The 26,093-nt window shown below is 45.8% G+C and carries 21 protein-coding genes; 8 read left to right on the forward strand and 13 right to left on the reverse strand.

Annotation, left to right across the window (positions count from 1 at the left end):
- Positions 1 to 6 precede the first annotated feature (6 nt).
- Positions 7 to 1,713: a gamma-glutamyltransferase gene (gene ggt / locus ACDQ55_RS11770; protein WP_420981588.1), complete on the reverse strand. Its 1,707-nt coding sequence runs from the start codon at positions 1,711 to 1,713 to the stop codon at positions 7 to 9.
- Between the two features lie 209 nt (positions 1,714 to 1,922).
- Between ggt and ACDQ55_RS11775 the strand changes: the two genes are divergently transcribed.
- Positions 1,923 to 4,451, forward strand: a complete 2,529-nt coding sequence (locus ACDQ55_RS11775) for a M14 family metallopeptidase (RefSeq protein ID WP_420981589.1) — start codon at positions 1,923 to 1,925, stop codon at positions 4,449 to 4,451.
- 24 nt (positions 4,452 to 4,475) lie between these two features.
- On the opposite strand, the gene ACDQ55_RS11780 is transcribed toward ACDQ55_RS11775, so the two are convergent.
- From ACDQ55_RS11780 to ACDQ55_RS11825, 10 genes are all read right to left on the reverse strand, one after another.
- Positions 4,476 to 5,087, reverse strand: coding sequence for a redoxin domain-containing protein (locus ACDQ55_RS11780; RefSeq protein WP_420981590.1), 612 nt, complete (start codon positions 5,085 to 5,087; stop codon positions 4,476 to 4,478).
- 115 nt (positions 5,088 to 5,202) lie between these two features.
- A complete protein-coding gene (locus ACDQ55_RS11785) occupies positions 5,203 to 6,180 on the reverse strand; it encodes a YihY/virulence factor BrkB family protein (RefSeq protein ID WP_420981591.1) in 978 nt (325 codons plus the stop codon).
- 95 nt (positions 6,181 to 6,275) lie between these two features.
- Positions 6,276 to 7,328 (reverse strand): endolytic transglycosylase MltG, encoded by a 1,053-nt coding sequence (gene mltG, locus ACDQ55_RS11790; RefSeq protein WP_420981592.1) that lies wholly within the window; start codon positions 7,326 to 7,328, stop codon positions 6,276 to 6,278.
- Positions 7,329 to 7,515: 187 nt separating this feature from the next.
- Positions 7,516 to 7,854 (reverse strand): preprotein translocase subunit SecG, encoded by a 339-nt coding sequence (gene secG / locus ACDQ55_RS11795; protein ID WP_420981593.1) that lies wholly within the window; start codon positions 7,852 to 7,854, stop codon positions 7,516 to 7,518.
- 6 nt (positions 7,855 to 7,860) lie between these two features.
- Positions 7,861 to 9,156 carry a hypothetical protein gene (locus tag ACDQ55_RS11800; RefSeq protein ID WP_420981594.1) on the reverse strand — a complete coding sequence of 432 codons (1,296 nt, stop codon included), beginning with the start codon at positions 9,154 to 9,156 and terminating at the stop codon, positions 7,861 to 7,863.
- 33 nt (positions 9,157 to 9,189) lie between these two features.
- Positions 9,190 to 9,711 carry an LPS assembly lipoprotein LptE gene (gene lptE, locus ACDQ55_RS11805; RefSeq protein WP_420981595.1) on the reverse strand — a complete coding sequence of 174 codons (522 nt, stop codon included), beginning with the start codon at positions 9,709 to 9,711 and terminating at the stop codon, positions 9,190 to 9,192.
- A 24-nt stretch (positions 9,712 to 9,735) separates the two neighbouring features.
- The gene (locus ACDQ55_RS11810; protein ID WP_420981596.1) at positions 9,736 to 10,971 is read right to left on the reverse strand and encodes a sigma-54 interaction domain-containing protein; all 1,236 of its coding nucleotides are present in this window, start codon (positions 10,969 to 10,971) and stop codon (positions 9,736 to 9,738) included.
- A 43-nt stretch (positions 10,972 to 11,014) separates the two neighbouring features.
- A complete protein-coding gene (gene miaB / locus ACDQ55_RS11815; protein ID WP_420981597.1) occupies positions 11,015 to 12,427 on the reverse strand; it encodes a tRNA (N6-isopentenyl adenosine(37)-C2)-methylthiotransferase MiaB in 1,413 nt (470 codons plus the stop codon).
- A 71-nt stretch (positions 12,428 to 12,498) separates the two neighbouring features.
- Positions 12,499 to 13,017: a hypothetical protein gene (locus ACDQ55_RS11820; protein ID WP_420981598.1), complete on the reverse strand. Its 519-nt coding sequence runs from the start codon at positions 13,015 to 13,017 to the stop codon at positions 12,499 to 12,501.
- A 34-nt stretch (positions 13,018 to 13,051) separates the two neighbouring features.
- Positions 13,052 to 13,831, reverse strand: a complete 780-nt coding sequence (locus tag ACDQ55_RS11825) for a (Fe-S)-binding protein (protein ID WP_420981599.1) — start codon at positions 13,829 to 13,831, stop codon at positions 13,052 to 13,054.
- Positions 13,832 to 14,032: 201 nt separating this feature from the next.
- Between ACDQ55_RS11825 and ACDQ55_RS11830 the strand changes: the two genes are divergently transcribed.
- From ACDQ55_RS11830 to ACDQ55_RS11855, 6 genes are all read left to right on the forward strand, one after another.
- Positions 14,033 to 14,629 carry an RNA polymerase sigma factor gene (locus ACDQ55_RS11830; RefSeq protein ID WP_420981600.1) on the forward strand — a complete coding sequence of 199 codons (597 nt, stop codon included), beginning with the start codon at positions 14,033 to 14,035 and terminating at the stop codon, positions 14,627 to 14,629.
- Between the two features lie 71 nt (positions 14,630 to 14,700).
- Entirely contained in the window at positions 14,701 to 15,747 is a 1,047-nt protein-coding gene (locus tag ACDQ55_RS11835; RefSeq protein WP_420981601.1) for a FecR family protein, read from the forward strand.
- A 134-nt stretch (positions 15,748 to 15,881) separates the two neighbouring features.
- The gene (locus ACDQ55_RS11840) at positions 15,882 to 19,358 is read left to right on the forward strand and encodes a SusC/RagA family TonB-linked outer membrane protein (RefSeq protein WP_420981602.1); all 3,477 of its coding nucleotides are present in this window, start codon (positions 15,882 to 15,884) and stop codon (positions 19,356 to 19,358) included.
- Between the two features lie 11 nt (positions 19,359 to 19,369).
- Positions 19,370 to 20,824 carry a RagB/SusD family nutrient uptake outer membrane protein gene (locus tag ACDQ55_RS11845; protein ID WP_420981603.1) on the forward strand — a complete coding sequence of 485 codons (1,455 nt, stop codon included), beginning with the start codon at positions 19,370 to 19,372 and terminating at the stop codon, positions 20,822 to 20,824.
- 10 nt (positions 20,825 to 20,834) lie between these two features.
- Positions 20,835 to 21,677 carry a DUF4843 domain-containing protein gene (locus tag ACDQ55_RS11850; protein WP_420981604.1) on the forward strand — a complete coding sequence of 281 codons (843 nt, stop codon included), beginning with the start codon at positions 20,835 to 20,837 and terminating at the stop codon, positions 21,675 to 21,677.
- 14 nt (positions 21,678 to 21,691) lie between these two features.
- A complete protein-coding gene (locus ACDQ55_RS11855) occupies positions 21,692 to 23,095 on the forward strand; it encodes a PKD-like family lipoprotein (RefSeq protein ID WP_420981605.1) in 1,404 nt (467 codons plus the stop codon).
- A gap of 72 nt (positions 23,096 to 23,167) precedes the next feature.
- Here the strand turns inward: ACDQ55_RS11855 and ACDQ55_RS11860 are convergent, their stop codons facing one another.
- Complete coding sequence (locus tag ACDQ55_RS11860) at positions 23,168 to 24,481, reverse strand: 4Fe-4S dicluster domain-containing protein (protein WP_420981606.1); 1,314 nt, start codon at positions 24,479 to 24,481, stop codon at positions 23,168 to 23,170.
- A gap of 137 nt (positions 24,482 to 24,618) precedes the next feature.
- On the opposite strand from ACDQ55_RS11860, the gene ACDQ55_RS11865 reads away from it, so the two are divergent.
- Positions 24,619 to 25,116 carry a phosphoribosyltransferase family protein gene (locus ACDQ55_RS11865; RefSeq protein WP_420981607.1) on the forward strand — a complete coding sequence of 166 codons (498 nt, stop codon included), beginning with the start codon at positions 24,619 to 24,621 and terminating at the stop codon, positions 25,114 to 25,116.
- Positions 25,117 to 25,120: 4 nt separating this feature from the next.
- On the opposite strand, the gene ACDQ55_RS11870 is transcribed toward ACDQ55_RS11865, so the two are convergent.
- Positions 25,121 to 26,062: a DUF2279 domain-containing protein gene (locus tag ACDQ55_RS11870; RefSeq protein WP_420981608.1), complete on the reverse strand. Its 942-nt coding sequence runs from the start codon at positions 26,060 to 26,062 to the stop codon at positions 25,121 to 25,123.
- Positions 26,063 to 26,093 lie beyond the last annotated feature (31 nt).

A 26,093-nucleotide genomic window follows, 5' to 3' on the forward strand; every position in this document is an offset into this window, starting at 1 on the left:
TTAGTGTTAATATCCTGCTGCGCTGTCATCGCCACGTTTATCCCCGGCAGCTTCCAGGAAGCGGCTGGCGGCTGCCCGTTTAATAATTTCAGTGCGGCCAATAGCGCCGCGTTCTACGATCTTATACCCCATTTGCTGCAGGGCCTGGATAGTGCTGTCTGGGAAGTTTTGCTCCACAGCGATATTATCGGGCCGCCACTGGTGATGGAATTTAGGTTGGTTAATGGCTGCCGAAGGCGAAAGCCCAAATTCCAGGGTATTCATTAACGTTTGGAATACAGACGTAATAATAGTGGCGCCGCCGGGTGTACCCAGTGAATACAATACCTGTCCCTTTTGTAATACAAGGGTAGGGGTCATGGAACTGAGCATGCGCTTGGCTGGTGCAATGGCGTTAGCTTCGGCGCCTACCAGTCCATACATATTGGGTACGCCGGGTTTTACGCTGAAATCGTCCATTTCGTTGTTGAGCAGGAAACCTGCTTTGCCTACCACTGTTCTGCTGCCATAGTGGCCATTGAGTGTGGTGGTAACGGCAATTGCGTTGCCTTCAGCATCAATGATGCTGAGGTGGGTGGTTTCTTCACTCTCCGGGAAAATGCCGGCCTGGGTGATATCACTGGAGCCGGCTTTGCCGGGTGTATAGTTTTGTATGCGGGCGGTCAGGTATCGTTTATCGGTCAACTGCACTACCGGCACTTTAACAAAGTCGGGATCACCCAGAAATTTGGCCCGGTCGGCGTAGGCCCGTCTTTCTGCTTCCACCATCAGCTGTACGGCCTGTGGCGACAGAAATCCCCATTGTGCGATGGGGTAGTTTTCTACCATGCCCATGAGCTGTTGTAAACAGATGCCGCCGCTGGAGGGGAGCGGCATGGTTACAATCGTATAGCCTTTATAGTTAAACACCACCGGCGTACGCTCTTTGGCTTTATAGTTTTTGAGGTCTTGCAAAGTAATGATGCCTTGGCCCCGTTGCATTTCTGCTACGATGTTATTGGCGGTTTCCCCTTGGTAAAATCCGGCAGCCTTTTTATTGCGTATAAGGGTTAACGTATGTGCCAGCTCTTTTTGTATAAGGGTGTCTCCGGCTTTCCAGGGTTGTTCTTTTACAAATGCTGTTTTAGTAGTGTTGAATTTTTCGAAATCGGCTTTATAAGCATTTAAGCCATCGGCTTCCGCTTCGGTAATGGCAAAGCCTTTGTCTGCCAGGCTTATGGCGGGATCTATCAGTTTAGCGAAGGGCAGCCGGGCATATTTCATGGCGGCAAACAGGCCGGCCACGGTGCCGGGTACACCCGCTGCCAGGTGGCCGTTGAGGCTCAGCTGGGGGATAGGTTGCCCGAGAGCGTCGAGGTACATATTGCGTTGGGCTTTGGCAGGCGCTGTTTCCCGGTAATCGATCGCGATATGCTGCCCATTTTTCAGATGCCCCACAAGGAACCCTCCGCCCCCAATATTACCGGCGCCGGGGTATACCACGGCTAGCGCCAGTTGGGTAGCAATGGCTGCATCTACTGCATTACCGCCCTGCCGTAAGATCATGGCGCCTACGCGGCTGGCTAATGGATGGGCAGATACTACTGCACCATGTAATACCTGAATATCTTTCTCAATGGTATAATCATAAGGATGTAGTTCATCCGCTATTTGTTGGGCACAAGCGATGTGCCACGTACATACCGTAATTCCGAGCAATATCAGGAAACGCATGGGCATCGTGTTTGGGACTAAATTAAGACTTGTATAGGAAATATATCAGAAAGCAGCTAACTTTCAGGAGATAGACAATATAATTCCCTGACTATGAAACGTCTTTACCAATTAACGCTCCTGGGCCTGTTCTGGGTATGGTGAACTCGTGTGCGTTGCATTCGTTCAAAAACAATTCCTAACTTACAAGCTACAATTATAGGCTTTCTATGCGCAAATATCTGATATTGGCTTTCGCTTTGCTGGGCTTTCTCCCTATACAGGCCCAGGTGCCAACACCTGATCAGTTCCTGGGATATCCTCTGGGAACGCAGTTTACACCGCACTACCGGGTAATCGATTATTTTAAAGCAGTGGCCGCAGCTACCAGTAATATGAAGCTGGAACAATATGGCGTTACTTACGAAGGCCGCCCATTGATGATGGCGATTGTGGCATCGGCGGAGAACATAGGCCATTTGGAAGACATCCGCCAGCGCAGCCTGGATATGTCTAATGCAAATGGGAACGGTGGTAGTCATCAACCGGTGATTGTATGGCTAAGTTACAACGTACATGGCAACGAGGCCGTATCTACTGAAGCTGCTATGAAAACGCTCTATGAGCTGGTAAATAATGATAATGCACAAACGCAGCAGTGGCTAAAGAATACAGTGGTGATTATTGACCCTTGCCTTAATCCCGACGGAAGGGAAAGGTATGTGAATTACTATAATACCACCCGTTCCCTCAAACCTAACGTATACCGCTTTACGCGGGAACATAATGAACCGTGGCCCGGAGGCAGGGCTAATCACTATTATTTTGATCTTAACCGCGATTGGGCCTGGCAAACACAGAAAGAATCGCAGGAGCGGATGGCTAAGTATAGCCAGTGGATGCCACAGCTGCACGTGGATTTTCATGAACAGGAAATTGAAGCGCCTTATTATTTTGCGCCGGCGGCAGCGCCTTTCCACGATGCAATTACTCCCTGGCAGCGTCAATTGCAGGTAATGATCGGAAAGAATAATGCAAAGTATTTCGATCAGCAGGGATGGTTGTACTTTACCAAAGAAAGATTTGACCTTTTTTATCCCAGTTACGGAGATACCTATCCCATGTATAACGGGGCTATTGGTATGACCTTTGAACAAGGCGGCGGTGGTCGGGCCGGTATAGCGGTATTAAAAAGGGATGGAGACACGCTCACCCTTTCTGAGCGCATTGCGCACCACTTTACTACGGGTATGTCTACTATCGAAATTGCTTCGCAAAATGCCGGCAAGATCATCACTGAATATGCACAGTATTTTGATGCGGCTAAAAAAGACCCTCAGGGAGGAAATAAATCCTATGTGGTAAAAGCAGGTGGTAATACTGAGAAGCTGAATACGCTGGCAGAACTGTTGCATAAAAATAATATCACTTTTGGCTATGGCGCTACTGTTGCTGCCAGCAGCGGTTTCAATTACTTTACCGGTAAAGTGGAAGCATTCACTATTGATAAGGAAGATATGGTGATCAATGCATATCAGCCACGTTCTAATATACTACGGGTATTATTTGAACCGGTATCGCATTTAACGGATTCTGTTACCTACGATATTACTGCTTGGGCTTTGCCTTATGTATACGGCCTTACTTCCTATGCGGTAAAGCAGCCACTTGTGCCTAAAGCAGAGATGCCAGTGATCAAAAATAATACGCCACTGGTAGCACAGCATCCTTACGCTTACCTGGCCCAATGGAACAGCATCCGTGATGTGAAGTTTCTGTCGGCCCTGCTTCAAAACGATATCAAAGTGCGTTTTACCGAAACGCCGTTCACCACAGCGGGAAAAGATTTTCCGGCGGGTACGCTCATTATTGCCCGTTCTGGTAATACCAGTAAAGGAGCATTGTTTGATCAGTTTATCACTACGCAGGCCAACCGCTTCAATATTAGCCTGGATGCAGTAGCCAGTGGTTTTGTGGATAAGGGCACCGATTTCGGTTCCGGTAAGATCCGGTATATTAAAAAGCCCAATATTGTATTGCTGGCTGGCGATGGTGTTTCTTCCCTGGGCATGGGAGAGATCTGGCATTTCTTTGAGCAACAGCTGGATTTTCCGGTATCGGTAGTCAATGAAAGGGACCTGGCAGATGTGAACTGGGAACAGCAGGATGTACTGATCCTGCCAGACGGCGAGTATAAGTTATTTTCCGACAAAGCGGTAACAGACCGCCTGAAGGATTGGGTGAACAATGGCGGTAAACTGATTGCCCTGGAAGGCGCCAGTGCCCAGGTGGCAGGAGCAGATTTTGGGATCAAACTAAAGAGAGACGAAGATGACAAAGAGGCTAAAGAAAAGGCATTGGCCATCAATCCTTATAATATGCTAAAACCCTATGCCAATAGGGAAAGAGAAAGTATAAAACAGTTTATCCCTGGTGCTATTTATAAGGTACAAATGGATACCACCCATCCACTGGCCTTTGGTTATACTGCTTTTTACTATACCCTGAAACAGGATGCCCGTTTATTTGAATTCATTGAAAACAATGGTTGGAATGTGGGCATACTGAAAAAAGACAATTATCTCAGCGGATTTGTGGGCGCGGAAACCCGGCAACAACTGAAAGATGGCCTGTTGTTCGGGGTAAAAGATATGGGTAACGGGGAAGTAGTGGTGCTCGCAGATAACCCACTGTTCAGAAGCTTTTGGGAAAACGGTAAACTGCTGTTTAGTAATGCCGTGTTTTTAGTAGGGCAATAGCTCATTTTGTTGCAATGTGAGCCGCTATATTCTTCTCTTAATATTGCATCCCAGGCTATTGGCGGTGTTGGTGGTAACGTTTTTTCCTGCCAGCATTTCGCTGATGGCATTTTGCAATAAACGTGTTTTTACTGCTTCAGCATTTCCCGGACTATCATCGATACCGCCTTTATAGATGAGCCAGTTGTTGTTGTCGAACAGGAAGCATTCTGGCGTATGGTTGGCATCAAATGCATCTGCCAGCAGGGCGTTTTTGTCGAGGATATAATACCAGGTAAATTGTTGTTGGGAAGCAAATTCTTTCATCTCGTCCAAAGACTCTCCTACGTTGCGGGCGGCTTCATTAGAGTTGACCATTACCACGCCGATATTGTTTTGGGCGGCCAGGGCGCAGATATTGTGTATACGTTCCTGGTTACGTTGCATATAGGGGCAGCGATTGCCGCCAAATATAACAAGCAGGCCATTGCTGCCTTTGGCGGTATTCAATGAAATTTCTTTTCCGGAAATATCTTGCCAGGTAAGTTCTGATTTAGGTAACGGGGATCCAGGTTCCAGTTCTGGTAGCGTTTCTTTTACCGGTGAAAAGGCAGTAAGTAAAACAGTACAGGATAAATAAAAGGTGGCCTTTATCATAACAGATAGTTTTCAGGTCCGGAACTAAATATAGTAAAACGCAGCAGTTGTTTTGTTCTTTCTCAGGACAAAAAACCATGTTAAGATATGATAAAAAATAATAAAATAAAAATATTTAATAAGTGTTCTGCCCAGTGGCGGGTTGTTGTGCTTTTTTTCCTTCTTGCCTTGCATCACTGAGCGTACGGATACTGGCATTGAGCTCAAAGCCTACCAATAAGATAAATGAGTTGAGGAATATCCAGAGCATCAACACCAGGATAGTACCAATAGAGCCATAGATCTTGTTATAGTTACCGAAGTTGTTAACAAACCATGAAAAGCCGATTGTTACCAAGATCATACAAATGGTAGCTACCGTAGCCCCGGCTGTAATGAACTTCCATTTGCGGGTAGTAGCGGCGCCTATACGGTACAGTACTGCATTAACAGAATAAAAAAGCATGACGATCACTACCCAGCGTGACATGTCAATTAAATTGATGAAGAAGGCGCTTTTAACGCCGATCAGGTGGAATATCCAGCGCAGGGTAGCTCCCTGGGCAATAATCAGGGCTACAGTGATCAATAGCAATAGTACGAGGATAGCGGTTAACTGCAGGGCGATCAACCGGTTCTGCCACCATTTCCTTTTACGGAAACCAGGGCCTTGCAGCTTGCTGAAAGAACGTAAAATGCCCATTACGCCATTAGAAGAATAGAAAAAACCCATTAGAAAGGCGATGGACAATAATCCGTTACGATGGGTGTAGAGGAAATCATGGATCATTCCCCGTACAATCATATAGGTGTTATAGTTAGGTGTGAGGTCTTCGGCCAGGTCGTAGAGGGTAGGCTCTATATGCTTCATGGGAATATAGGGCACGAGGGTAAACAGGAAGATGAAAAACGGAGGAATCGCCAGCAAGAAGTTGAATGAAATAGCCCTGGCACGGTCTCCCAGTCCCCGGTTTTTAGTTTCCTGTCCGAAATGTTTCAGCACATCATACAACGGCAGGCCTTCAAAACCAGGTGGAAAGGTTTTTTTTGTTTTTTCCACCAACCGACGGTAAGGCCGGGAGTGTAAGATGATGTTTTCGGGTTTGAATGCCAATATGATTACGTGATTTAATTGATGATAATGATCTGATGAAGCCTGATTTTCCGGTGTGCTGTGAAAGACGCACTGTTGCGTCTCTCACAGCAACATTAATATCCTCTTTTATTTAATTCTGCCTGGTATTTTCTGGCATTTTCCAGGTGTTCTGCATAGGTGGCTGCAAAAGCATGATAGCCGGAAAAATCGGATCTGGCGCAGAAATAAAGGTAATCCGTTTCCGGAGTATTTAAAACGGCGTTTAAAGTTTTTTCGGAAGGCGTACAAATAGGGCCGGGAGGCAACCCTTCATAATGGTAAGTATTATACGGAGAATCATACAAGGTGTGATTTTCCCGTATCCTTTTTAGGCCAAAATCCTGTAATGCAAACTTCACTGTTGGGTCTGCCTGCAAACGCATGCCTTTCCGGTACCGGTTTAGGTAAACGCTGGAAATCAATGGTTTTTCATCATTTTTATTGGTTTCTTCTTCTACAATAGAAGCCAGAATGGTTACCTGATTCTTGGATAGGCCCAGTTGGGCCGCTTTTTCTTTGCGTTCCGGGGTCCAGAAATCTTCTCTGGCTTTTTCCAGTTTTTTAAAGACTGCTTCAGCACCGGTATTCCAGTAAAATTCATAAGTGTCCGGTACTACCGCGCACATCACAGTATTGGTATCTATGCCGTATTGCCGCAGGTATACCGGGTCTTTCATGAGCGCGCGCAACACATTGGAATCGGCTTCCAGGTTAAGGCATATCTTCCTTACAAAATCGTCTTTGGTCCTTAACTTATTGATAACGAGGTTTACCGGTGATTGCTTGCCAGAACGTAACATTTTGGCAATATCGAAATTGCTCATCCCCCTGGCAATTTTATAACGGCCCGCTTTTACCCGGGAAGGGTAGTCGAGCCGCTGGGCTACCCAGTTGAAGCTGCTACGGTTACGTATAATTCCTTGTTCTTCTAGTCCGTACAGCACATCGTTATAAGTGCTGTTAGTGCGTACATAAAAGTATTTAGTGTCGCCAAAAGCCCTGGTATTGGGACCGAAAACGCGGTAGGTGATATATACCAGCACGCCGGCAGCCAAACAGCCGGCCATTACCAGTAACCGTTTTAACCAGACAGACTTAGGGCTGGATTGCTTACTTCTTTTAGCCATAGATAGTATCGGAAATTATGAGCTGGCGCGGTTTTTCAATATAAGCTGGTTAATGCCAGCAGTTTAGTCGCCATTAAAAAAACCTCGCTTTTCAGGGCGAGGCTTTTCAAAGCTTTTTATGGTTAGCCTTTAGCTGCTAAGTAAATGCCTCAGACGCTAAGGGCTAAAGCTAATATTTTTTAATTTATTATTTGGTAGGCTGAGGAGCTGGCTGAGCTGGTGGAACCGGAGCTGTAGGCACTGGCTGGCCGGCAGAAGCTTTTTCTACAGCGCTGGGAGCGATAGTTTGTGCTTTGCTGGTTTTGCCAATGAAAAATGGCGCAGTCAGGCATAATACGGCAATAATTACTGCCAGTATCCAGGTACCTTTTTCTAATACGTCAGTAGTTTGACGCACCCCGATCACCTGATTACCAACGCCGCCAAGTGCACCGGAAAGACCGCCACCTTTGGGGTTCTGGATCAGCACGAAAAAGCCTAACAACACAGAGGCTAATATGATCAGGATACCGAAAATTATCAACATAGATTACTATTTATTTTTGTCTTTTAGTGTCTTTAGTTCTAATATCTTTTGCGCAAAATAAGCGTTTTTGTCGGGATTAAGCAAACTTAATTTTTGATATATCTTAATGGCGTTCCCGTATTGTTGCTGATGTACCCAGATTTCAGCCAAGGTTTCAGAAACGATGTCGTTATTGAAAGTGATGGATGCTATAGCCATTTTTTCCACGGTTTCAGATACTTCCGGCTCATTGTCTTCTTCATACAAACGGTGCAATTGCTGATGATACCAATCTTTAGTGCTTTTGCCGGCAAAGTTATCCTTTATCTGCCGCAGCCAGGAGGTAAAGCTTTTCATTTCGGCAGCGCCTTGTTCATTCAACTGATCCGCCTCATCGGGATTTTTAAGCCGGTTATAGGCAAAATAATCATCGGAATATAAGGGCTGGAAGGTCAATTCTGTTTCTTCTGCGGCGATAGATAAATTCAAAGGGAATATTTTGATAGGTCCGGAAGCCGCTGCATCGCCAGGCGCAGTAACGTGAATAGCGATGTTGTCGTGGGCCGCTACCGGGCTGGTTACAGGTGTTTCAGCCTCTGCAGCAGGTAATGGGGCTTCAGACGTTGTTAAATGAGAAAAACTATCGGCAGTAGCGCTTTCAGGCAGCTCATCTTCCGGAATTACGGGCGCTAACCGGTCTTCCTGTACGGATAGGATTACCGGGAATGTATCTGGTAGGCTATCTTCCGGAATTACGGGTGCTAATTGGTCTTCTACCACTGGTAATACCTGTTCTTCTTCCAGGGCAGCGCCAATAGGAGCATCCTGGGTAGTAGCTGCTATTGGTAGGCTATCTTCCGGAATTACGGGTGCTAATTGGTCTTCTACCACGGGTAATACCTGTTCTTCTTCCAGGGCAGCGCCAATAGGAGCATCCTGGGTAGTAGCTGCTATTGGCAGGCTATCTTCCGGAATTACGGGTTCCAGGCGGTCTTCTGCCATTGGCAATACCTGTTCTTCTTCCAGTTCTGCCGCAATGCTTTTCCCATTGTCTGGAGCTACAGGTGGCTGGAAGTTTTCCGGCAGCACTGGCATTTCAGTGATCAGCTGGTAGGCGTAATGATGTTGGTGGGTATAGAGCAGTGCTTTTTTCACGGCGTTGCTATGCAGGTCACCGGTTTGCTGATATACCTTCTGTGCCAGTAATAACCGGGCGGCAGAGAAATAAGGGTGATCTGCTACCAGCTTTTCCATCACAGCTTCATCTACCTGTTGCAGGGATGGTTGTAGAAACACGTGTGCTATAATCCTGTTTGCAGTCATAGGATACTAATGTAGTAAAAAATGGATGATGTACTACCAATTTGCAAAGGCCCTGTTGAAGATATCATCCGTGATACCGGGAATGATATTGTTATCCAACAGGTTATTTTCTACAGTACTAGGAAGCTGTGAGGCCGAAAAGTCGGCAGACCGGGTAAAGGATTGAGAAAATCCTTTTTTATCGCCCACCCGTTTAATGAAGGTAACGTTTACGGTAACATTCAAGCGGGAGGTGGCTGCCTTGTCTACGTTGGTAACGGCGGCATTGGAAAAGGAGTAGCCGGTGATAGTCGCTTTAAACTCATAGTCGGCCCTGGGTTCATTTTCATTCACCTGGGTAAGCCGGGTCTGGGAGGTGATCTTGTCCCGCAGCCTTTGGGTCAGTCGTTGACTTAAGGTAGGGTTGTTGATCGGCGCTTTGTTAATGATAAAGCGCACATTCACCGTTTTGGCATCCTGGTCTATACTGGCGCCGGTAGCAGAGTATTTTACGCTGCATCCGGCCAGCATGGCCAATATGGTTATAGAGATGAATAATTTGATGTTGCGGATCATTGTGGTGCAGAGATTAGAATTCGTTTATTCGGCGATGTTATATTCTTTCAATTTACGGTAAAGTGTTCTTTCAGAAATGCCCAGATCCAGCGCGGCATCTTTGCGTTTGCCTTTATGTTTTTTCAGCGCTTTTACAATGAGTTCTTTCTCTTTATCGGCGATAGAAAGGGTTTCTTCCACTTCTTCGTGATGATCAATTTTATTGTCGGCCAATATGATGGGCTGGGCTGGGGCCAGGCCGGTACCGGAAGGCGTAGGCATTTCCGGTGCTGCCGGGTAGCTGTGCAGGATATGGTTGTCTGCATGGAAATCTGCAGTATGGGCCATATTGGGATTCTGCAGGATATCGAAGAACATTTTCTTTACTTCGGTCACATCTTTTTTCATGTCGAAGAAAAGTTTGTAGAGGATATCCCTTTCGCTGTTGAAATCGCTGTTCTGGTGCGGAGCCGCCAGCATAGGGAGGCGGTTAATTTCCGGTTGTTCGGGCAGGAAGCGTTTCAGGTCGTTGGCGGTTACCAGCTTATCTGTTGATAATACAGAGATTTGTTCTGCTATATTTTTAAGTTCGCGGATATTACCTCTCCAGGGATAATTGACCAGGATATTCCTGGCTTCTTCATCCAGTTGTATGGAGGGGGTTTTATATTTTTCCGAGAAATCCACAGAGAATTTCCGGAACAGTAAGGGAATATCTTCTTTGCGGTCGCGGAGGGCAGGCACGCGGATAGGTACTGTATTGAGCCGGTAGTAGAGGTCTTCCCGGAATTTGCCTTGTTGGGTGCGTTCCAGTAAGTCGCGGTTAGTAGCGGCTACTACGCGTACGTCTGTTTTTTGTACTTTGGAGGAGCCTACGCGGATATACTCTCCTGTTTCCAGTACACGTAGCAGGCGGGCCTGGGTGCCCATGGGCATTTCCCCGATTTCATCAAGGAAGATAGTGCCACCATTCACAGTTTCGAAGTAGCCCTTACGGCTGTCTACAGCTCCGGTAAACGACCCTTTTTCGTGGCCAAATAGCTCGGAGTCGATAGTGCCTTCGGGTATGGCGCCGCAGTTAACGGCAATGAAAGGATTATGTTTACGTGCGCTTAGGGCATGGATGATCTGTGAAAAAACTTCTTTACCAACACCACTTTCCCCGTTTATCAGTACGGTGAGGTCGGTATTGGCTACCTGTACAGCCACCTGCAATGCATAGTTCAGTGCAGGGCTACTTCCAATAATGCCAAATCTGTTTTTTATAGCCTGTATGTCCATAAGCGGTTATTCCTGTTAGATGGTTAAAAATTTTAATCGCCGGCTAGTGTACTGCTTTTCCAATCAATGTTCCGGATGTACAGCTTTCTACTTTTACCATAACATAATCGCCCTTTTTAAAGTTTTCTTTTGGGAAAACGATGGCTTTGTTTTGGTCGTTGCGTCCCATTAGTTGTTCATCGGAACGTTTGGAAGGACCTTCCACCAGCACTTTAAACGTTTTGCCGACTTCTTTTGCCATGCTTTCCTGCGAATGCCTGCGGTACAGCTCTACTACTTCAGCCAGTCTTCTTTTCTTCACTTCTTCCGGTACATCGTCTTTATAACGGCGTTCCGCCAGGGTGCCAGGGCGTTCGGAGTAAAAATACATATAAGCCAGGTCATAGTGGGCAAATTCCATCAGGCTCAGGGTATCCTGGTGGTCATCTTCTGTTTCTGTGCAGAAACCGCAGATGATGTCGGTAGAAAGACCGCAATCGGGCAGTATTTCCCGGATACGCTCTACTTTCTTGATATACCATTCGCGGGTATAGGTACGGTTCATCAATTGCAGTATACGGGAGCTGCCACTTTGCACCGGCAGGTGAATATAATTGCAGATGTTTTCGTATTTCCGCATGGTAAAGAGCACCTCGTCGGTAATATCTTTAGGATGGGAGGTGCTGAAACGTACGCGCAGCAGGGGATGAATGAGCGCTACTTTTTCGAGCAGCATGGCGAAAGTAATGGTTTCGCTGTTATCTGCGTTGGTCCAGTAGTAGGAGTCTACGTTTTGCCCCAGCAAGGTTACTTCGCGGTAGCCATGCTCAAACAGCTCGGTTGCCTCTTTTACAATGGAATAGGCGTCGCGGCTGCGTTCCCGCCCCCTGGTAAATGGTACTACGCAAAAGGTACACATGTTATTACAGCCCCGCATAATGGATACAAAGGAGCTGACGCCGTTTTGATCCAGCCTCACCGGGCTGATGTCGCCATAGGTTTCTTCCCTGCTCAACAGCACATTCACGGATTTCTGTCCTGTTTCTGCCTCTGCTATAAGGGCGGGCAGGCTGCGATAAGCGTCGGGACCCACTACCAGGTCTACCAGTTTCTCTTCTTCCAGGAGTTTACCCTTGATGCGTTCTGCCATGCAACCTAATACGCCTACCAGCATACCAGGGGTTTGCTGTTTGATTTTTTTAAATTCGGTAAGACGTTTACGTACGGTTTGCTCAGCTTTTTCGCGGATAGAACAGGTATTCAGAAGGATCAGGTTGGCTTCTTCCGCATTGCGGGTAGGGCCATAGCCTTCTCCTCCCAGTATGGAAGCAACAATTTCACTGTCGTTGAAATTCATTGCACAGCCATAGCTTTCAATATAAAATTTTTTAGTATATGTTTGGTTGCCAGCCGCTGCAGGAGTATATGCTTCTCCTTGACGACTTTCATCATGCACTTTAGTATCCAGATCAAGCATCCTGACAAAATTTAGGAAGGCAAAAATAGGGAATAAAAATCAAAAATGACAGAATGGCAGAAAGGAAGCTGTTAATCCTTTGCCTGGGCTGTGTTCAGGGACAGTTTTTTAGCTATCCAGCTGTCTTTCAGCGGCAACAACCATTTGGTGTCCAGTTCTTCTTTTGTAAGCACGGTATTATTCAGATAGATGGTATTTTCATCGATATAGCCTTTTTCCAGGGCATAGGCTACCTGAGCCATTGGTAACAGCTGTACTTTATCTTTTACGATGAAACCCAGCAGTAGGCGATCGAACATATTTACCTCGTACTGTTTTTCTATGCTTTTAATTATGCGCACGGAGCTATCTGTGCTACAACCACTTACGGTGGTGTCGGTTTCATCTGCTATCAGCACGATCACCTGGTTAAGCACTACTTGTCCCCAACCTTTTACTGGATCGCCATGGGCGCTCCATTGGGCGGTGAACTGGTGCAGTTGCTCATTAATCTCCCATACTTCCCGTTCGTTGAATGGTCTGTTGCTCTGGTATATCCAAACCCTGGAAGCTGGAGAAAAGCCTGCAGGGAAGATGTTATTCGTATTCATACCACAAAAATAAGGATCATTCCCGAATCCTTTTCTATTTCATGCTGGCAGCGATCAATTCTGCAATATCCAGCACCTTTACGTCTTCTTCTTTACCCGCTTCTTTTACGCCATCTGTTAGCATGGTCATACAAAATGGGCAATTAGAGGCGATTACGGAAGCCCCGGTTGCTACCGCTTCCCGGCCCCGTTCGAAGTTCACCCGCGTAGTGCCTTTTTCTTCTTCTTTGAACATCTGCGCGCCACCAGCCCCACAGCAAAGTCCTTTACTACGGCAACGTTTCATTTCCACGAGTTCCACATCCAGTGTTTCCAGTACTTTTCTGGGCGCTTCATATATATTATTGGCCCTGCCCAGATAGCAGGAGTCATGGTAAGTGATTTTTTTACCTTTAAAAGCGCCGCCTTCCTGCAACGTTATCTTACCTTCATCAATCAGTGATTGCAGGAAAGTGGTATGATGGATTACTTCATAACTACCGCCAAGGGCAGGATATTCATTTTTTAGTGTATTGAAACAATGGGGGCAGGCAGTAACGATCTTCTTAATTTCGTACATATTTAACAGTTGTACATTATTCTGGGCCATCATCTGAAAAATAAATTCATTGCCCGCTCTTCTGGCCGGATCGCCGGTGCAGGTTTCTTCTTTTCCCAGAACAGCAAAACGAACGCCTACTTTGTCTAATATAGTCGCAAACGCCCGGGTTATTTTTTGCGCACGCTGATCAAAGCTGCCAGCACAACCCACCCAGAAAAGCACTTCAGGCGCTTCACCGTTTGCGGTATATTCTGCCATTGTTTTTATATGCATTCTATATTTTTTAAATTAAAAACGGATAATAATTGCATGTTATCATGTTAAAAACACAAAAAGTCATACAACTGTCTAAAATTTTGGTGTGTCCTTTAAATTTTCATACTTGGATACTATCATTACTGTTTATATCTTTAAGACGCGAAATTCAATATAAAGATAAAAAATAGAACTGCACAAAATTTAAATCCGACCGAGTTGTACGCCAACCTGAATGATAAGGAGTTATGGACGAAGGTAATGGAAGGGGATAGAGATGCCTTGTCTTTCATTTACACGCAGCATTTTCCTGCCCTATATAATTATGGAATGAAGATTCATGCGGATGAAACTGTGGTGAAGGACTGTATCCATGATCTATTTGTGACGCTTTGGTTCAGCCGGGAACGTATTACCATTACCGATACTATCCGGTATTATCTGCTGGCGAGTCTGAAGAGGAATATTCACCGGAGCATGCGTCCATTATATATGCCGCAGTTATTCGATCCAACGATAGAGCATGCAGATTTTACTTATTCACCGGAGCAACGGATCATTGGGGATGAAGCGGAACGGGAGCAGCAGCAGAAATTGGTGCGGGTGATCAACCAATTGCCTAAACGCCAGCAGGAAGTGGTACACCTGCGTTACTTTCAAGGGCTGGATACCCGGGAGGCGGCCGCCCTGATGTCGCTTAGTGTTAATGCCACCTATGTATTGTTATCACAGGCGTTGCGCTTTTTGAAAAAGCACAGTGATAAGCTAATGACCATCCTTTTTGTGGTGATAAAACAATTCTTAACCAATCCTTAAAAAAAATTTAAAAAAAAGTTGTTGTAGACGCTAAGATTTTGTTAATAGTCTACTTTACTTTATAAGTAACAATGATGAAATTCAGGGAATTCACTATTTCAGATTTTTTGGAAGAGCCATCTTTTCGCAGTTGGGTGTTGGAAAACGACGTCCATGCCGCTGCTTTCTGGGAAGAATGGATGCAACATAATCCGGATAAAGTGGACACCGTGAGGCAGGCCCGTCAATGGTTACAAGTATTGGGTAGTGCTACCTATACGCCTGCCCCGGAAGATGGTCCGGCTATTTGGTCACGTATCCTGGGTACGATTGAAAGAGCAGCATTGCAAGGGGGAAAGGGCAATTTGTTTGCTATTCCGCCGGCCGCTGCCAGGGTCCGTAACCGTCGCTGGCTGCCCTATACCGCGATCTTAACAGGCATGGCTATATCATATACCGCTGCTGTTTTACTGTTTGCCCGGCCAAAGGTAGAACAACAGGCTACGGCGAAGAGAGAAATGAAAACAGTTTTCTTGCCGGATAGCTCTGAAGTGAAGCTGAATGTGAATTCTACCCTTCGGTATGCTAAAGCCTGGGACGCTATTGCACCGCGTGAAGTATGGATTAGCGGGGAGGCCTTCTTTACCGTTACCCATAAATATAATAATCAGCGTTTTGTGGTACATACGCCAGATATGGATGTACAGGTAACCGGTACAGCCTTTAATGTAAATACCAGACGCGTTAAAACACAGGTAGTATTAGATAATGGCGTTGTGAAGCTGGCATTGCGCCAGCACGAATCTGCTATGCCTATTATTATGAAACCTGGAGATATGGTTACTTATTCTGTTAAAACAAATGAGCTGACCAACACCAGAGTAAACCCGGAAGTGTATTCTTCCTGGCAAAGAAAGAAATTATTGTTTACGGATACGCCTATATCAGAAGTCATTAAATCATTGCAGGATAATCTGGGTATTACGATAGCATTGCAGGATGAAAGTTTGGGTGATCAAACATTTACCGGCGCCATACCTATGGATAATATAGAAGTGTTTTTCAAGATATTGTCTAAATCGTTGCATGTTACCGTTACAAAAACGGGAACGGATACTTATAGGATCAGCCAACAGTAACTAATAAAATTGAGAGAAAAATAATAGTGAAGCTTATGCCTGCCATAACAGGAGGAATATTTATGTATCGAAGAATTTATAATCAGCCATAATAAAACAGGGTTTCTATTATTCAACCAACCTAAAGTATAGCTATGACAGAATTTTACGCCAGGCGTATTGGCGGTAGCGTGGCTGTGGCCTTGCTGATGCAACTGTATGCATTACCAGGTGTTGCGGCTTATCAGCCACCACAGCAAGATGTACTGTATGCTACCATACGTCAGCAACAGTTGCCGATGAAAGAAGTGCTAACGATGCTGGAAGCACGCTATAAGGTCCGCATCAACTATACCGGTAACACGATTAAAGACCTGCGCACTACTGTGCCCACAGCTAAAGCTGCTTCAGGTAAGATGTTGGACTACCTGCGTAGTTTTCTGTCGCCCTTTAACCTGGAAGCAGAAGAAGCTGGTCAGGATAATTATTTTATTTACCGAAAAGATGTGCCTGCGGCTCCTCCTTCTTCAACGCCAGCTCCCCGTCAACAGGAAGTAGTAGCGGATAAAGAGGAGACAGCCCCTGTAATGGAAACCCCTGAACAAGAAGTTCCGCAGCATCCGCCAGTAAAAGGACAAGTGCTCCAGGAAGACGGGGTGCCTGTTCCCGGTGCAACTGTAGTGGTAAAGGGTACGCAGAATGGCGTACATACAAATGCAGATGGCCGTTTTGAACTGAAGAACGTACCGGAAAGTGCCGTACTGGTGATCAGTTATATGGGCTTTAAAACACAAGAAGTAAAAGTAAGTAAACGTGCCCTGGCCGTTACCTTACACACCAATACACAATCGTTGAAAGATGTGGTGGTAAACGGTTATCAGAGTATCAAAAAAGATAACTTCACCGGATCTGCTGTAACGATTACCGGAGAGGAGCTAAAACGATTCAACCCACAGAATATACTGGCTTCCGTTCAATCATTTGACCCCTCTTTTAAACTGGTAGAGAACAACATCATGGGTTCCAATCCCAATGCGTTGCCTAACATCAACGTAAGAGGTACTACCGCTTTGCCTAGTGGCGATAATAAAGCCCTTAGCCGTAACCAATTGAGCAGTGCAACCAACCTGCCACTGTTTGTAATAGATGGTTACCCGGTGCCGGTGCAAACGGTGTATGACCTAGACCCTAACAGGATTGCAGCAATCACCCTGCTGAAAGATGCTGCTGCTACTGCCGTTTACGGTTCCCGCGCAGCTAATGGCGTACTGGTAATCACTACCCGCCCGCCTAAGGAAGGAAAATTGGCCCTCACCTATGGTTATGAGCTGAATGTAAGTACCCCGGACCTGACTGCATACCACCTGTTGGATGCTTCCCAGAAACTGGAATACGAAAAGCTGGCCGGTGTATATAAAAGCGCTCTCGGACAAAATCCGGATGAAGTGGAAGCACAGTATTACGCTAAGCGCAGGAACGTACTGGCTGGTGTAAATACCTACTGGCTCGCTCAACCACTGTCTACCGACTTCGGACATAAACATTCCGTGTCTCTGGAAGGCGGTTCACAGTCATTTAAATATATCATCGATGGCCGCTACCAAACCAATGCGGGTGTGATGAAAGGTTCCGGGCGTGACCGTTATAGCCTGGCCACTAATCTGCAGTACAACCTGAAAAATAATAAGGTGCTCTTCCGCAACCAGTTTACTGTGTCTCAGATCAACGGCAAGGAATCGCCTTACCGGGATTTCTCCAACTATGCGAGAATGAACCCTTACTTCCCTAAAACCGATTCTACTGGCCGCTTGCTGCGCGAACTGGACAAATGGAATGCTGGCTACGACAATAACAGCAGCACCGGTTATAAGGTAAACAATGTATTGAACCCCCTGTACGAGGCTACCCTTGGCAGCTTCAATAAATCGGAATACTTGGAATTTGTGGATGCCTTTTCTGCGGAATACAATGTCACCCCAGCATTAAGACTGCGGGCAGATATGAGCTTAACCAAAAGAAAAACAACCACAGATCAGTTTATTTCCCCTTACAGCAATGATTTCTTTGATAAAACAGGAGACGATCTGAAAGACCGTGGTACTTATGATTTCGCCTTCCAGGATGAAATGCAGTTTAATACCAATCTGGTACTGAACTATAATAAAGGCGTTGGAGATCACTTCTTCAATAGCTCCCTGGGTATCAATATGCAGGATGCTAAAACCGGACTGAAAGCCTTTTCAGCGCAAGGGTTTCCTAACGACCGCTTCACTGATATCACTTTTGCTAGAACTTACAAACCAAATGCTGCACCTACCGGTACTACTTATGAAGAACGCCTGGCTGGTGCTTTTGGAAGCGTTAACTACTCTTACATGAACCGCTTCCTGATGGATGCAACCTTACGTATAGACGGTTCTTCCAAATTTGGTGCAAATTCACGGATGGCACCTTTCTGGTCATACGGATTGGGATGGAACATGCAAAACGAAGAGTTCCTGCGTAATACCGCTGTTTCACAACTGAAGCTGAGAGCTACTACCGGTTTAACCGGGGAAGTATCTTTCCCTGCTTATTTATCTAATACTACTTATGAGTATTACGTTGGCGACTGGTATTCTACCGGCGTAGGCGCTCACTTTAAAGCTTACGGTAACGACAGGCTTAAATGGCAGCGCACCCATAACTACGATCTGGGTATGGAACTGGGACTGTTCCACGACCGCTTGTATTTTGCTCCCCGTTACTACTATAAGCTCACTAAAGACTTACTGGCAGACATCAACGTAGCACCTTCCACCGGTTTCTATCAATATAAAGAGAACCTGGGAGAAATGGTGAACAAGGGATATGAGTTCAACCTCCGGGGAAATATATACCGTACCCGCAACCTGTCGGTGAACCTGAATGCTAACATGGTGCACAATACTAACGTGATCACCAAAATCTCCAATGCACTCAAAGCGCACAACGACGACATCAATAAACAACAGAACGACAACGACGACCTGAAGTCAGTAGCCTTGCTGCGTTACCAGGAAGGACAGTCTATGAACACTATTTATGCAGTGAAATCGTTGGGTATTGACCCTGAAACTGGAAAAGAGATCTTCCTGAATAAAGATGGTTCCAAAACTTACATCTATGATGTAAAGAATACGGTACCGGTAGGCGATCAAACGCCTAAGTTGGAAGGTTACTTCGGCGGTAATGTGATCTATAAGAGCTTTATGCTGGAAGTGAGCTTCTACACCAAATTCGGTGGCGATTATTACAACCAGACCCTGCTGGACCGTGTAGAGAATGCAGATCCGAGATATAACGTAGATGCACGTGTGTTATCAGACAGATGGAGAAACCCTGGAGATATCACCTTCTATAAAAATATTGCCGACCAATCGATCACCCGGGCTTCCAGCCGCTTTGTGCAGAAAGAAAACAGATTAGAGTTTAAATCGGTGTATTTCTCTTATGATGCGCCAGAGTCGCTGTACAAGCGTCTGAAAATGCAAAGTCTGCGTTTCTCTCTGAACATGAACGATATTGGCTACTGGTCTACTATAGAGGCAGAAAGGGGTATTGATTATCCTTTCGCCAGGAGCTTCACTTTTTCCCTTCAAACAAGGTTTTAAAATCATTCGCTATGAAGAAGTATTTAGTTCTGATCTCACTGCTTGCCCTGGTTACTTCCTGTAAGAAATGGTTGGATATAAAGCCTATTTCGGAGGTATCTGGTGATGAGCTGTTTGAAACTGAGGATGGCTTTAAAGACGCTATAAACGGACTTTACAGCCTTTCTATAGAAGAAGACCTGTATGGTAGAGAATTAATGGGTGGTTTACCTGATGTATTGGCACAGAATTATTCATTGCCAACCAACAGCGACTATCGTCAAGCAGCTATGTACAATTATAAAGACCAGACACTGATCAATAAAAAGGATCTGGCCTGGAAAAGATTGTACGAAGTGATTGCCAACAGTAATATTATCCTGTCTAAGGTAGATGTTAAAAGATCTGTTTTATCCGGAGTTAATTATGGCTTGGTTAAAGGGGAAGCGTTGGCAATGCGTGCCTGGTGCCATTTTGATGCGCTTCGTTTGTTTGCGCCATCTTTCGCAGTAGATCCGAATGCCAAAGGCGTACCTTATGTAACCGCGTTCACTAAGGATGCACAGACTATGCAAACCGTAAAAGGTTTGCTGGATTCTGTGATCAAAGACTTGACTGCCGCAAAAGAGTTGCTGCGTACTGTAGATCCTATCCTGCAACCTGGCTATAAAGTAGGTTATATGATCAAGGACTCCTCTAATGAAAGTGGAGGAGAGCTGTTTGCTCAGCAGCGTCGCCACCGTCTTAACTATTATGCAGTTTGCGGTGAGCTGGCCAGGGTATACCTGTACAAAAATGATAAGGCCAATGCGTTGAAAGAGGCGCTGGAAGTTATTAACGCCAATAAATTCCCTTGGACCCGCCAAGAAGATTTTATGAGCGGCGATGATAGCAAAAAAGACCGCATCCTTTATAAAGAGCTGATATTCGGCTTCTATATGCCTAACCGTAAAGACGCGTTGAGTTATGTGTTCCGCCAAGGTGGTGGTAATGGTCTTTACATCTCTACTACCGAGGGAAGGAATATTTATGAAGTAGCTGGTGTAGGAGGAGAGGATTTCCGCTTTAAACAGTGGTTCTCTGAGCAATCTATCCCATCCGGCACCTACCTGCAACTGGAAAAATATAAGAGAGGGGATGCAAACCTGCATTACCTGATGGGCCCTGCCCTGCGTTTGAGCGAGATATACTATATCGCAGCGGAATCCGCTTACGAGCAAGATCCACAAAAGGCTTGGGGGTATTTCAACGAAGTACGTTTGCATAGAGGTATAGCGCCTTATAGCGGGCAGGACGACGCCACCTCTTTTTATTCGGAGCTGCTGAAGGAAGCGAGAAAGGAAATGTATGGAGAAGGACAGATCTTTTATATGTATAAACGTTTGAATAAGGCGATCAGCGGACCTGGAGGTAAGCCAATACCGGCTTCCAACGGTATTTTCGTACTGCCGCTCCCTGACGATGAAATTGCATACGGTAACCGATAAAATATCAACCATGAAAAAATTGATCGCTATAAGCCTGGTTAGTTGGGTACTGTTGATGGCTTGTAAAAAGCAAGATAACCCGCTGTTCCAGCAACCGCATGATAATATTTATTTTGATTTTACGGATGACGAAAAGAGTACCAGGATAGATAGTTTCTTTTATTCTTTTGCCCTTTACCCGGAGAAGTCGACCGATACCATAATGCTGCCCGTAAAGGTTTCCGGTAGCCGCGTGCATTACGACAGGTGGTTTAAGGTAAAGGTGATAGACAGCGCCACTACAGCGCAGCCAGGCCTGCACTATAAGGCACTGGACACTGCTTATAAGATTCCTGCCGATTCCGGCGGGGGCTTTTTGCCGATCATTATGTATGTTGCAGATCCTGCCCTGATCGACCGTTCTGTTACCATTAAGCTGCAATTGATCAGCAGTAGCCAGCTGAGTAACGATTTTCCAGCTTTTGATACAGCGAAAATCACATTCTCCAACCGGTTGGAGGAGCCAGTTTGGTGGGCAGTATGGATAGGTGAGCTAGGTGTGTATTCCCGTGTAAAGCACGAGTTGTTTATTCGTACTTCCGGTACCACAGAGCTGCAAACAGATATGTCTGATTGGCAATCCACCCCTCTAACCCTGTTCTATATCCGGCAGTTCCGGGCCTTTATGATGGACCCTATCGGCCGTACGCCCGATTATAAGGATAAGGGCTACGCTATTGGCCAGCAGGATGACGGTACTTATTATTTCTATAATACTGGCAACCCGGACAAGAAATATCCATTGGAATTCAACTCTGCAGATGGCAGGTATTATTTCCATGACGAGAACGGTAACCGCATTGTACCACAATGATCAAATCATTTAACATGAAACACGCATTTCTATATATCATTGGCGGGTTGCTGATCCTCACGGCCTGCTATAAAGATAAGGGCAACTACGATTATCATCCGATAGGCGAACCGGTAGTCTCTAACCTCGATACCGCTTATAATGCGATGGTAGGCGATAGTTTTATTATATCGCCCAAAGTAGTGTTGGCATCCGGTAATAAGAAATACCTGGGACACTGGCAGATCCAGATACCCGGCCAGATGTACACAGAAGACTATGATGGGCAGGAACTGCGCATTGTATTCGGTTTAGGCGCTTCCCGTTACCCTGCTTTATTCACGGTATACGACAGTATCACAGATATGAAGTACTACTACAAATTTGTGATTAATGGTTCTGCTGCCTTTACCCGCGGCGCTATCGTATTGAGTGAGGATGCTGCGGGATCAAAGATCTCTTTTGTGAAAGAAGATGGCACCGTGCAACCAGATGTATATACCAGCATTAACCACGATACACTGCCTGCACATGCCCAGCAGTTGTCTGTTATGAAAAATGCGAATTATGGTAACCTGATCACCGGTTACTGGGCAACTTTTAGTAACGGCGGCGTGTTTATTGATCCTAATAACCTGCAGAAAATCCGTACGCTGGCACAGAATTTTTATTCTGATCCGGGCCCATTGCAAGTGCAAACATTTATGGAAGTATCAATGGGGGTACCTACTGCTATTATCAATAAAAAATTATACCGGGGCGCTACCGAAACAGCTCCTTTTGCTACCTACTACGGTTATTTAGGGGTGCCTTTTGACGGCGATTATAGCCTGGCTTCCACTATTATCTGCAGTGCGCCGGAGAATGGCGGTTACTTCCTGGGTTTTGAAGAAACCAAGCGCAGGCTGGTAAGGATGGATTGGGGCAATTATCTTGATACGAACTATGTGTTGAGAGATTCTGCTTTCTTCCCCCAAAATCTTAAAATGAATGTATGGCATCTGGGAAGATTCTCAGATAATAGTTGCTATGCTTTCTGCGATAGCGCCGGACAAATCCGCGAATTACGTTTCGGAATGGATGTGCAACCAGGCAAGGACCCTATTTTCCATGCTTATGAAAAACGGGTACCGGTAATTGCAGACAAGATCAGCGCTACCACCCTGTGGACAGAATCTCCGATCGGCGTGTTTTATTTTAGCCAGGGTAACAAGGTATACCGCTATAATCCGTTGAATAAAGACGTGAAGGAGCTAAATACCAGTTTTGGTAGCGAGGTAACTATGCTGAAGCTGCTAAACAATGGCGATCTGTTGATCGTGGGGGTAAATGGCAGCCTCGTTTACCTGGATGTAAGTACAGGTCATACGGGCGACAAAATAAAGCAGGTGGATGGTATTCCCGGTACACCGAAAGATATTATTGTAAGAGCCAATTAAGTAATAAAAGACATCTCATAAAAAAAGAACCGGAATGCGTAAGCTTCCGGTTCTTTTTTTATGGGTATAAAATTATTCGTTGATCCATTTGTCCCTGTCATCCATACTGAACTTCCAGGGCGCCATGTTGTTTTCGATATTGCTGAACATAGCCGTCCATTCTGGCGGTGCACTGGATTCTTCCATTACGAGGTGGCGGCGCAGCTGCAGGATGATATCGAGAGGATTGATGCTTACCGGGCATTCCTGAACGCAGGCATTGCAGGTGGTACAGGCCCGTAGTTCTTCTTCCGAAATGTAATCTCTCAACAATGCCCTGCTGTCGTCTTTAAAAGCCCCATTGATCTTGATATTATGGCCCACTTCCTCCAGGCGGTCGCGTGTATCCATCATAATTTTGCGGGGCGACAACAATTTCCCGGTCAGGTTTGCCGGACAGGCGGCACTACAACGGCCACATTCTGTGCAACTGTAGGCATCCAGCAGATTTTTCCAGGTAAGGTCCATTACGTCTTTAGCGCCAAATTTAGGTATGATATCGGGAGCAGGCGTATTGGCGGCTAGTTCCGGTTGTAGCATGAGTTGTACTTCCTGTTGCACTGCCGGCATGTTTTCCATTTCTCCATTGGGCAGCAAATTGGCGTAATAAGCATTGGGAAATGCCAGTATGATATGGAGGTGTTTGGAGTAAGGGAGATAGTTCAAGAATACCAGCACGCCAGCAATATGCAGCCACCAGCAGCTCCGTTCCAGTACTTCCAGCGATCCGTCAGACAAACCGCTGAACAGGGGAGCAAAAGCCCCGGAAATCCAAAAGGGGCCGGTAGCAATGTAATGTTCCACTCCTTTGCCCTGTAAAGACTGGTCGGCAGTATTCATGGTCAGAAACAGCAGCATCAGCGCTATTTCGGTGGCAAGAATATAGTTGGCATCGGAACGTGGCCATCCATCCAGGTCGTGGCTTGTAAAGCGTTTGAGCTTTATAATGTTCCTGCGGACGAGGAACACGGCGCAGCCGATGATCACCAATACTGCCAGCACTTCAAATAAACCGATGAGCACCGGGTACAAATTACCTAATACGGGTGCGAATAAACGATGTGTGCCAAGTATCCCATCCAGTATGATCTCCAGTATTTCGATGTTGATGATCAAAAATCCAGCATATACAAAAAAGTGGAGTACGGCAACCAATGGATTACGGAACATCTTTTTCTGGCCGAAGGCCAATAGCAGTACATTCTTCCATCGCTCCGGAGAGTGGTCGCTCAGGTCTTTATCGCGCCCCAGTAGGATGTTTTTCCTTATCTGTTTCACTTTCCCGGTAAAAAGATAAACGGCCATCCCAAAGAGGACCACAAATAATAATTCTTGTACAATTTGCATGGGTGGATCAGATTTGACTCCCTAATTTAGGGGATTTTTTGGGAAAACCGCCGGCTGCTGCTGGCAAGCTCCCAGCCGCTAACAGTTTTAGCGACTAGCTGTAAAAAGCATACACGGTTTTTACTTATTTTTGCCATATGCAAAGTAACAATATCATTCTTACGCAAGATATCATTCAAAAGAAAATAGAGCGTATCGCATACGAAATCTATGAGTTGAACAGCGATGGCACAGAGATCATTTTAGCAGGTATCTGGGACAGAGGGGTGATTATTGCCCACAAGATCGCAGCTATCCTGGAGCAGATTTCGCCTTTGAAGACACATATCATTGAATTGCGGTTAGACAAGCAAAAACCAGGAAAAGTAACCGTGTCAGAAGATATTGACTTCAATGACAAAGTAATTGTGGTGGTAGATGATGTGGCCAATTCCGGCCGTACTATGTTATATGCGCTGAAGCCTTTGCTGGAATATCTCCCTAAAAAAATACAAACAGCTGTACTGGTAGACCGCAAGCATAAGTCATTTCCCTTGTCGGTGGATTTCGTGGGTTACTCCCTGGCCACTACGTTACAGGATATGGTGTTGGTAGAGATGAAGGGAGAAGAAATTATTGCCGCCTATTTTGAATAGAGGGTTAAAAGTAGAGGGCACGTATTTTTGTGCGGCCTTTTGAAGTGATCTCAAAAGTGGGTGCAGGAAATTTCATCATATTCAATACCTGGAACAATACTTTAACCGCTTTTTTGTGCGTGTGGATTTTGGTGAAGTCTACGTCGGGCGACAGGTAGAACTGCCTGGTGCGCGCCAGGTGGCTATAGTCCCGGTCTATTCCGTGTTTGTCTGTCCAGGTGTTATCAGTGCCGCCGATCATGCCCTGTGCGCCATATCCCACGGCAATATTTAACCATTCGGGAAGGTGGCTGTCTTTATAGAAAGAATGAAGGTTTACAGACAGCCAGTAGGTTTGTCCGTTATAATCTTTCAACGTTCTTTCCCAGAAAGCCTTGCCGAAGAGTTCCGTTGTTTTTTCCGCCAGTATCTGGTCATCGTTGTAATGTTCGGGGTGGGCGGAGAATTTAAGTTGTATGCGTTGTTCGTTCCAGGCCAGTTCCTGGCTGATCAACAGGGCGGAGCCGATAGCATTGGCGCCCATATCGCCCCAGGAAAACCCCCATTCCGAAGAGTAGCCATCCAGTATTTCGATTACTGATTGGAACACAAAACCGCTCATTCCGCCGACCCAGATTTGTTCTTTCCTGGGAATACCCGACCAGCGCCACATCTCCCGGCTATATTTTCCTATAAAATAAGCGCTGAAAATATGTCCGGCTTTATCCATTTGTTTCCATTCGTTCATGTCGCTAAAGAAATGGAAGTTTGATTTAGGGTAATCTCTATACCAGGCTGTGTTGAGTACTGCCAGGCTAACGCCATATGCCGCTACCGTAGTGCCGCTTAACAGCCATACCCTGGAACGGATGGTGGTATCAGGAATAGTAGTAAAGGACACTTTACTTTGTGCCCTGCTGCACAAGCTATGCAGTAGCAATAGGAAGATAAGCAGGGTTCTTTTCATGTAAGAGAAAGTTGCCGGATGATACCGGCTA

The organism is Chitinophaga sp. 30R24 (genome assembly GCF_049056765.1).
Lineage (GTDB): Bacteria > Bacteroidota > Bacteroidia > Chitinophagales > Chitinophagaceae > Chitinophaga.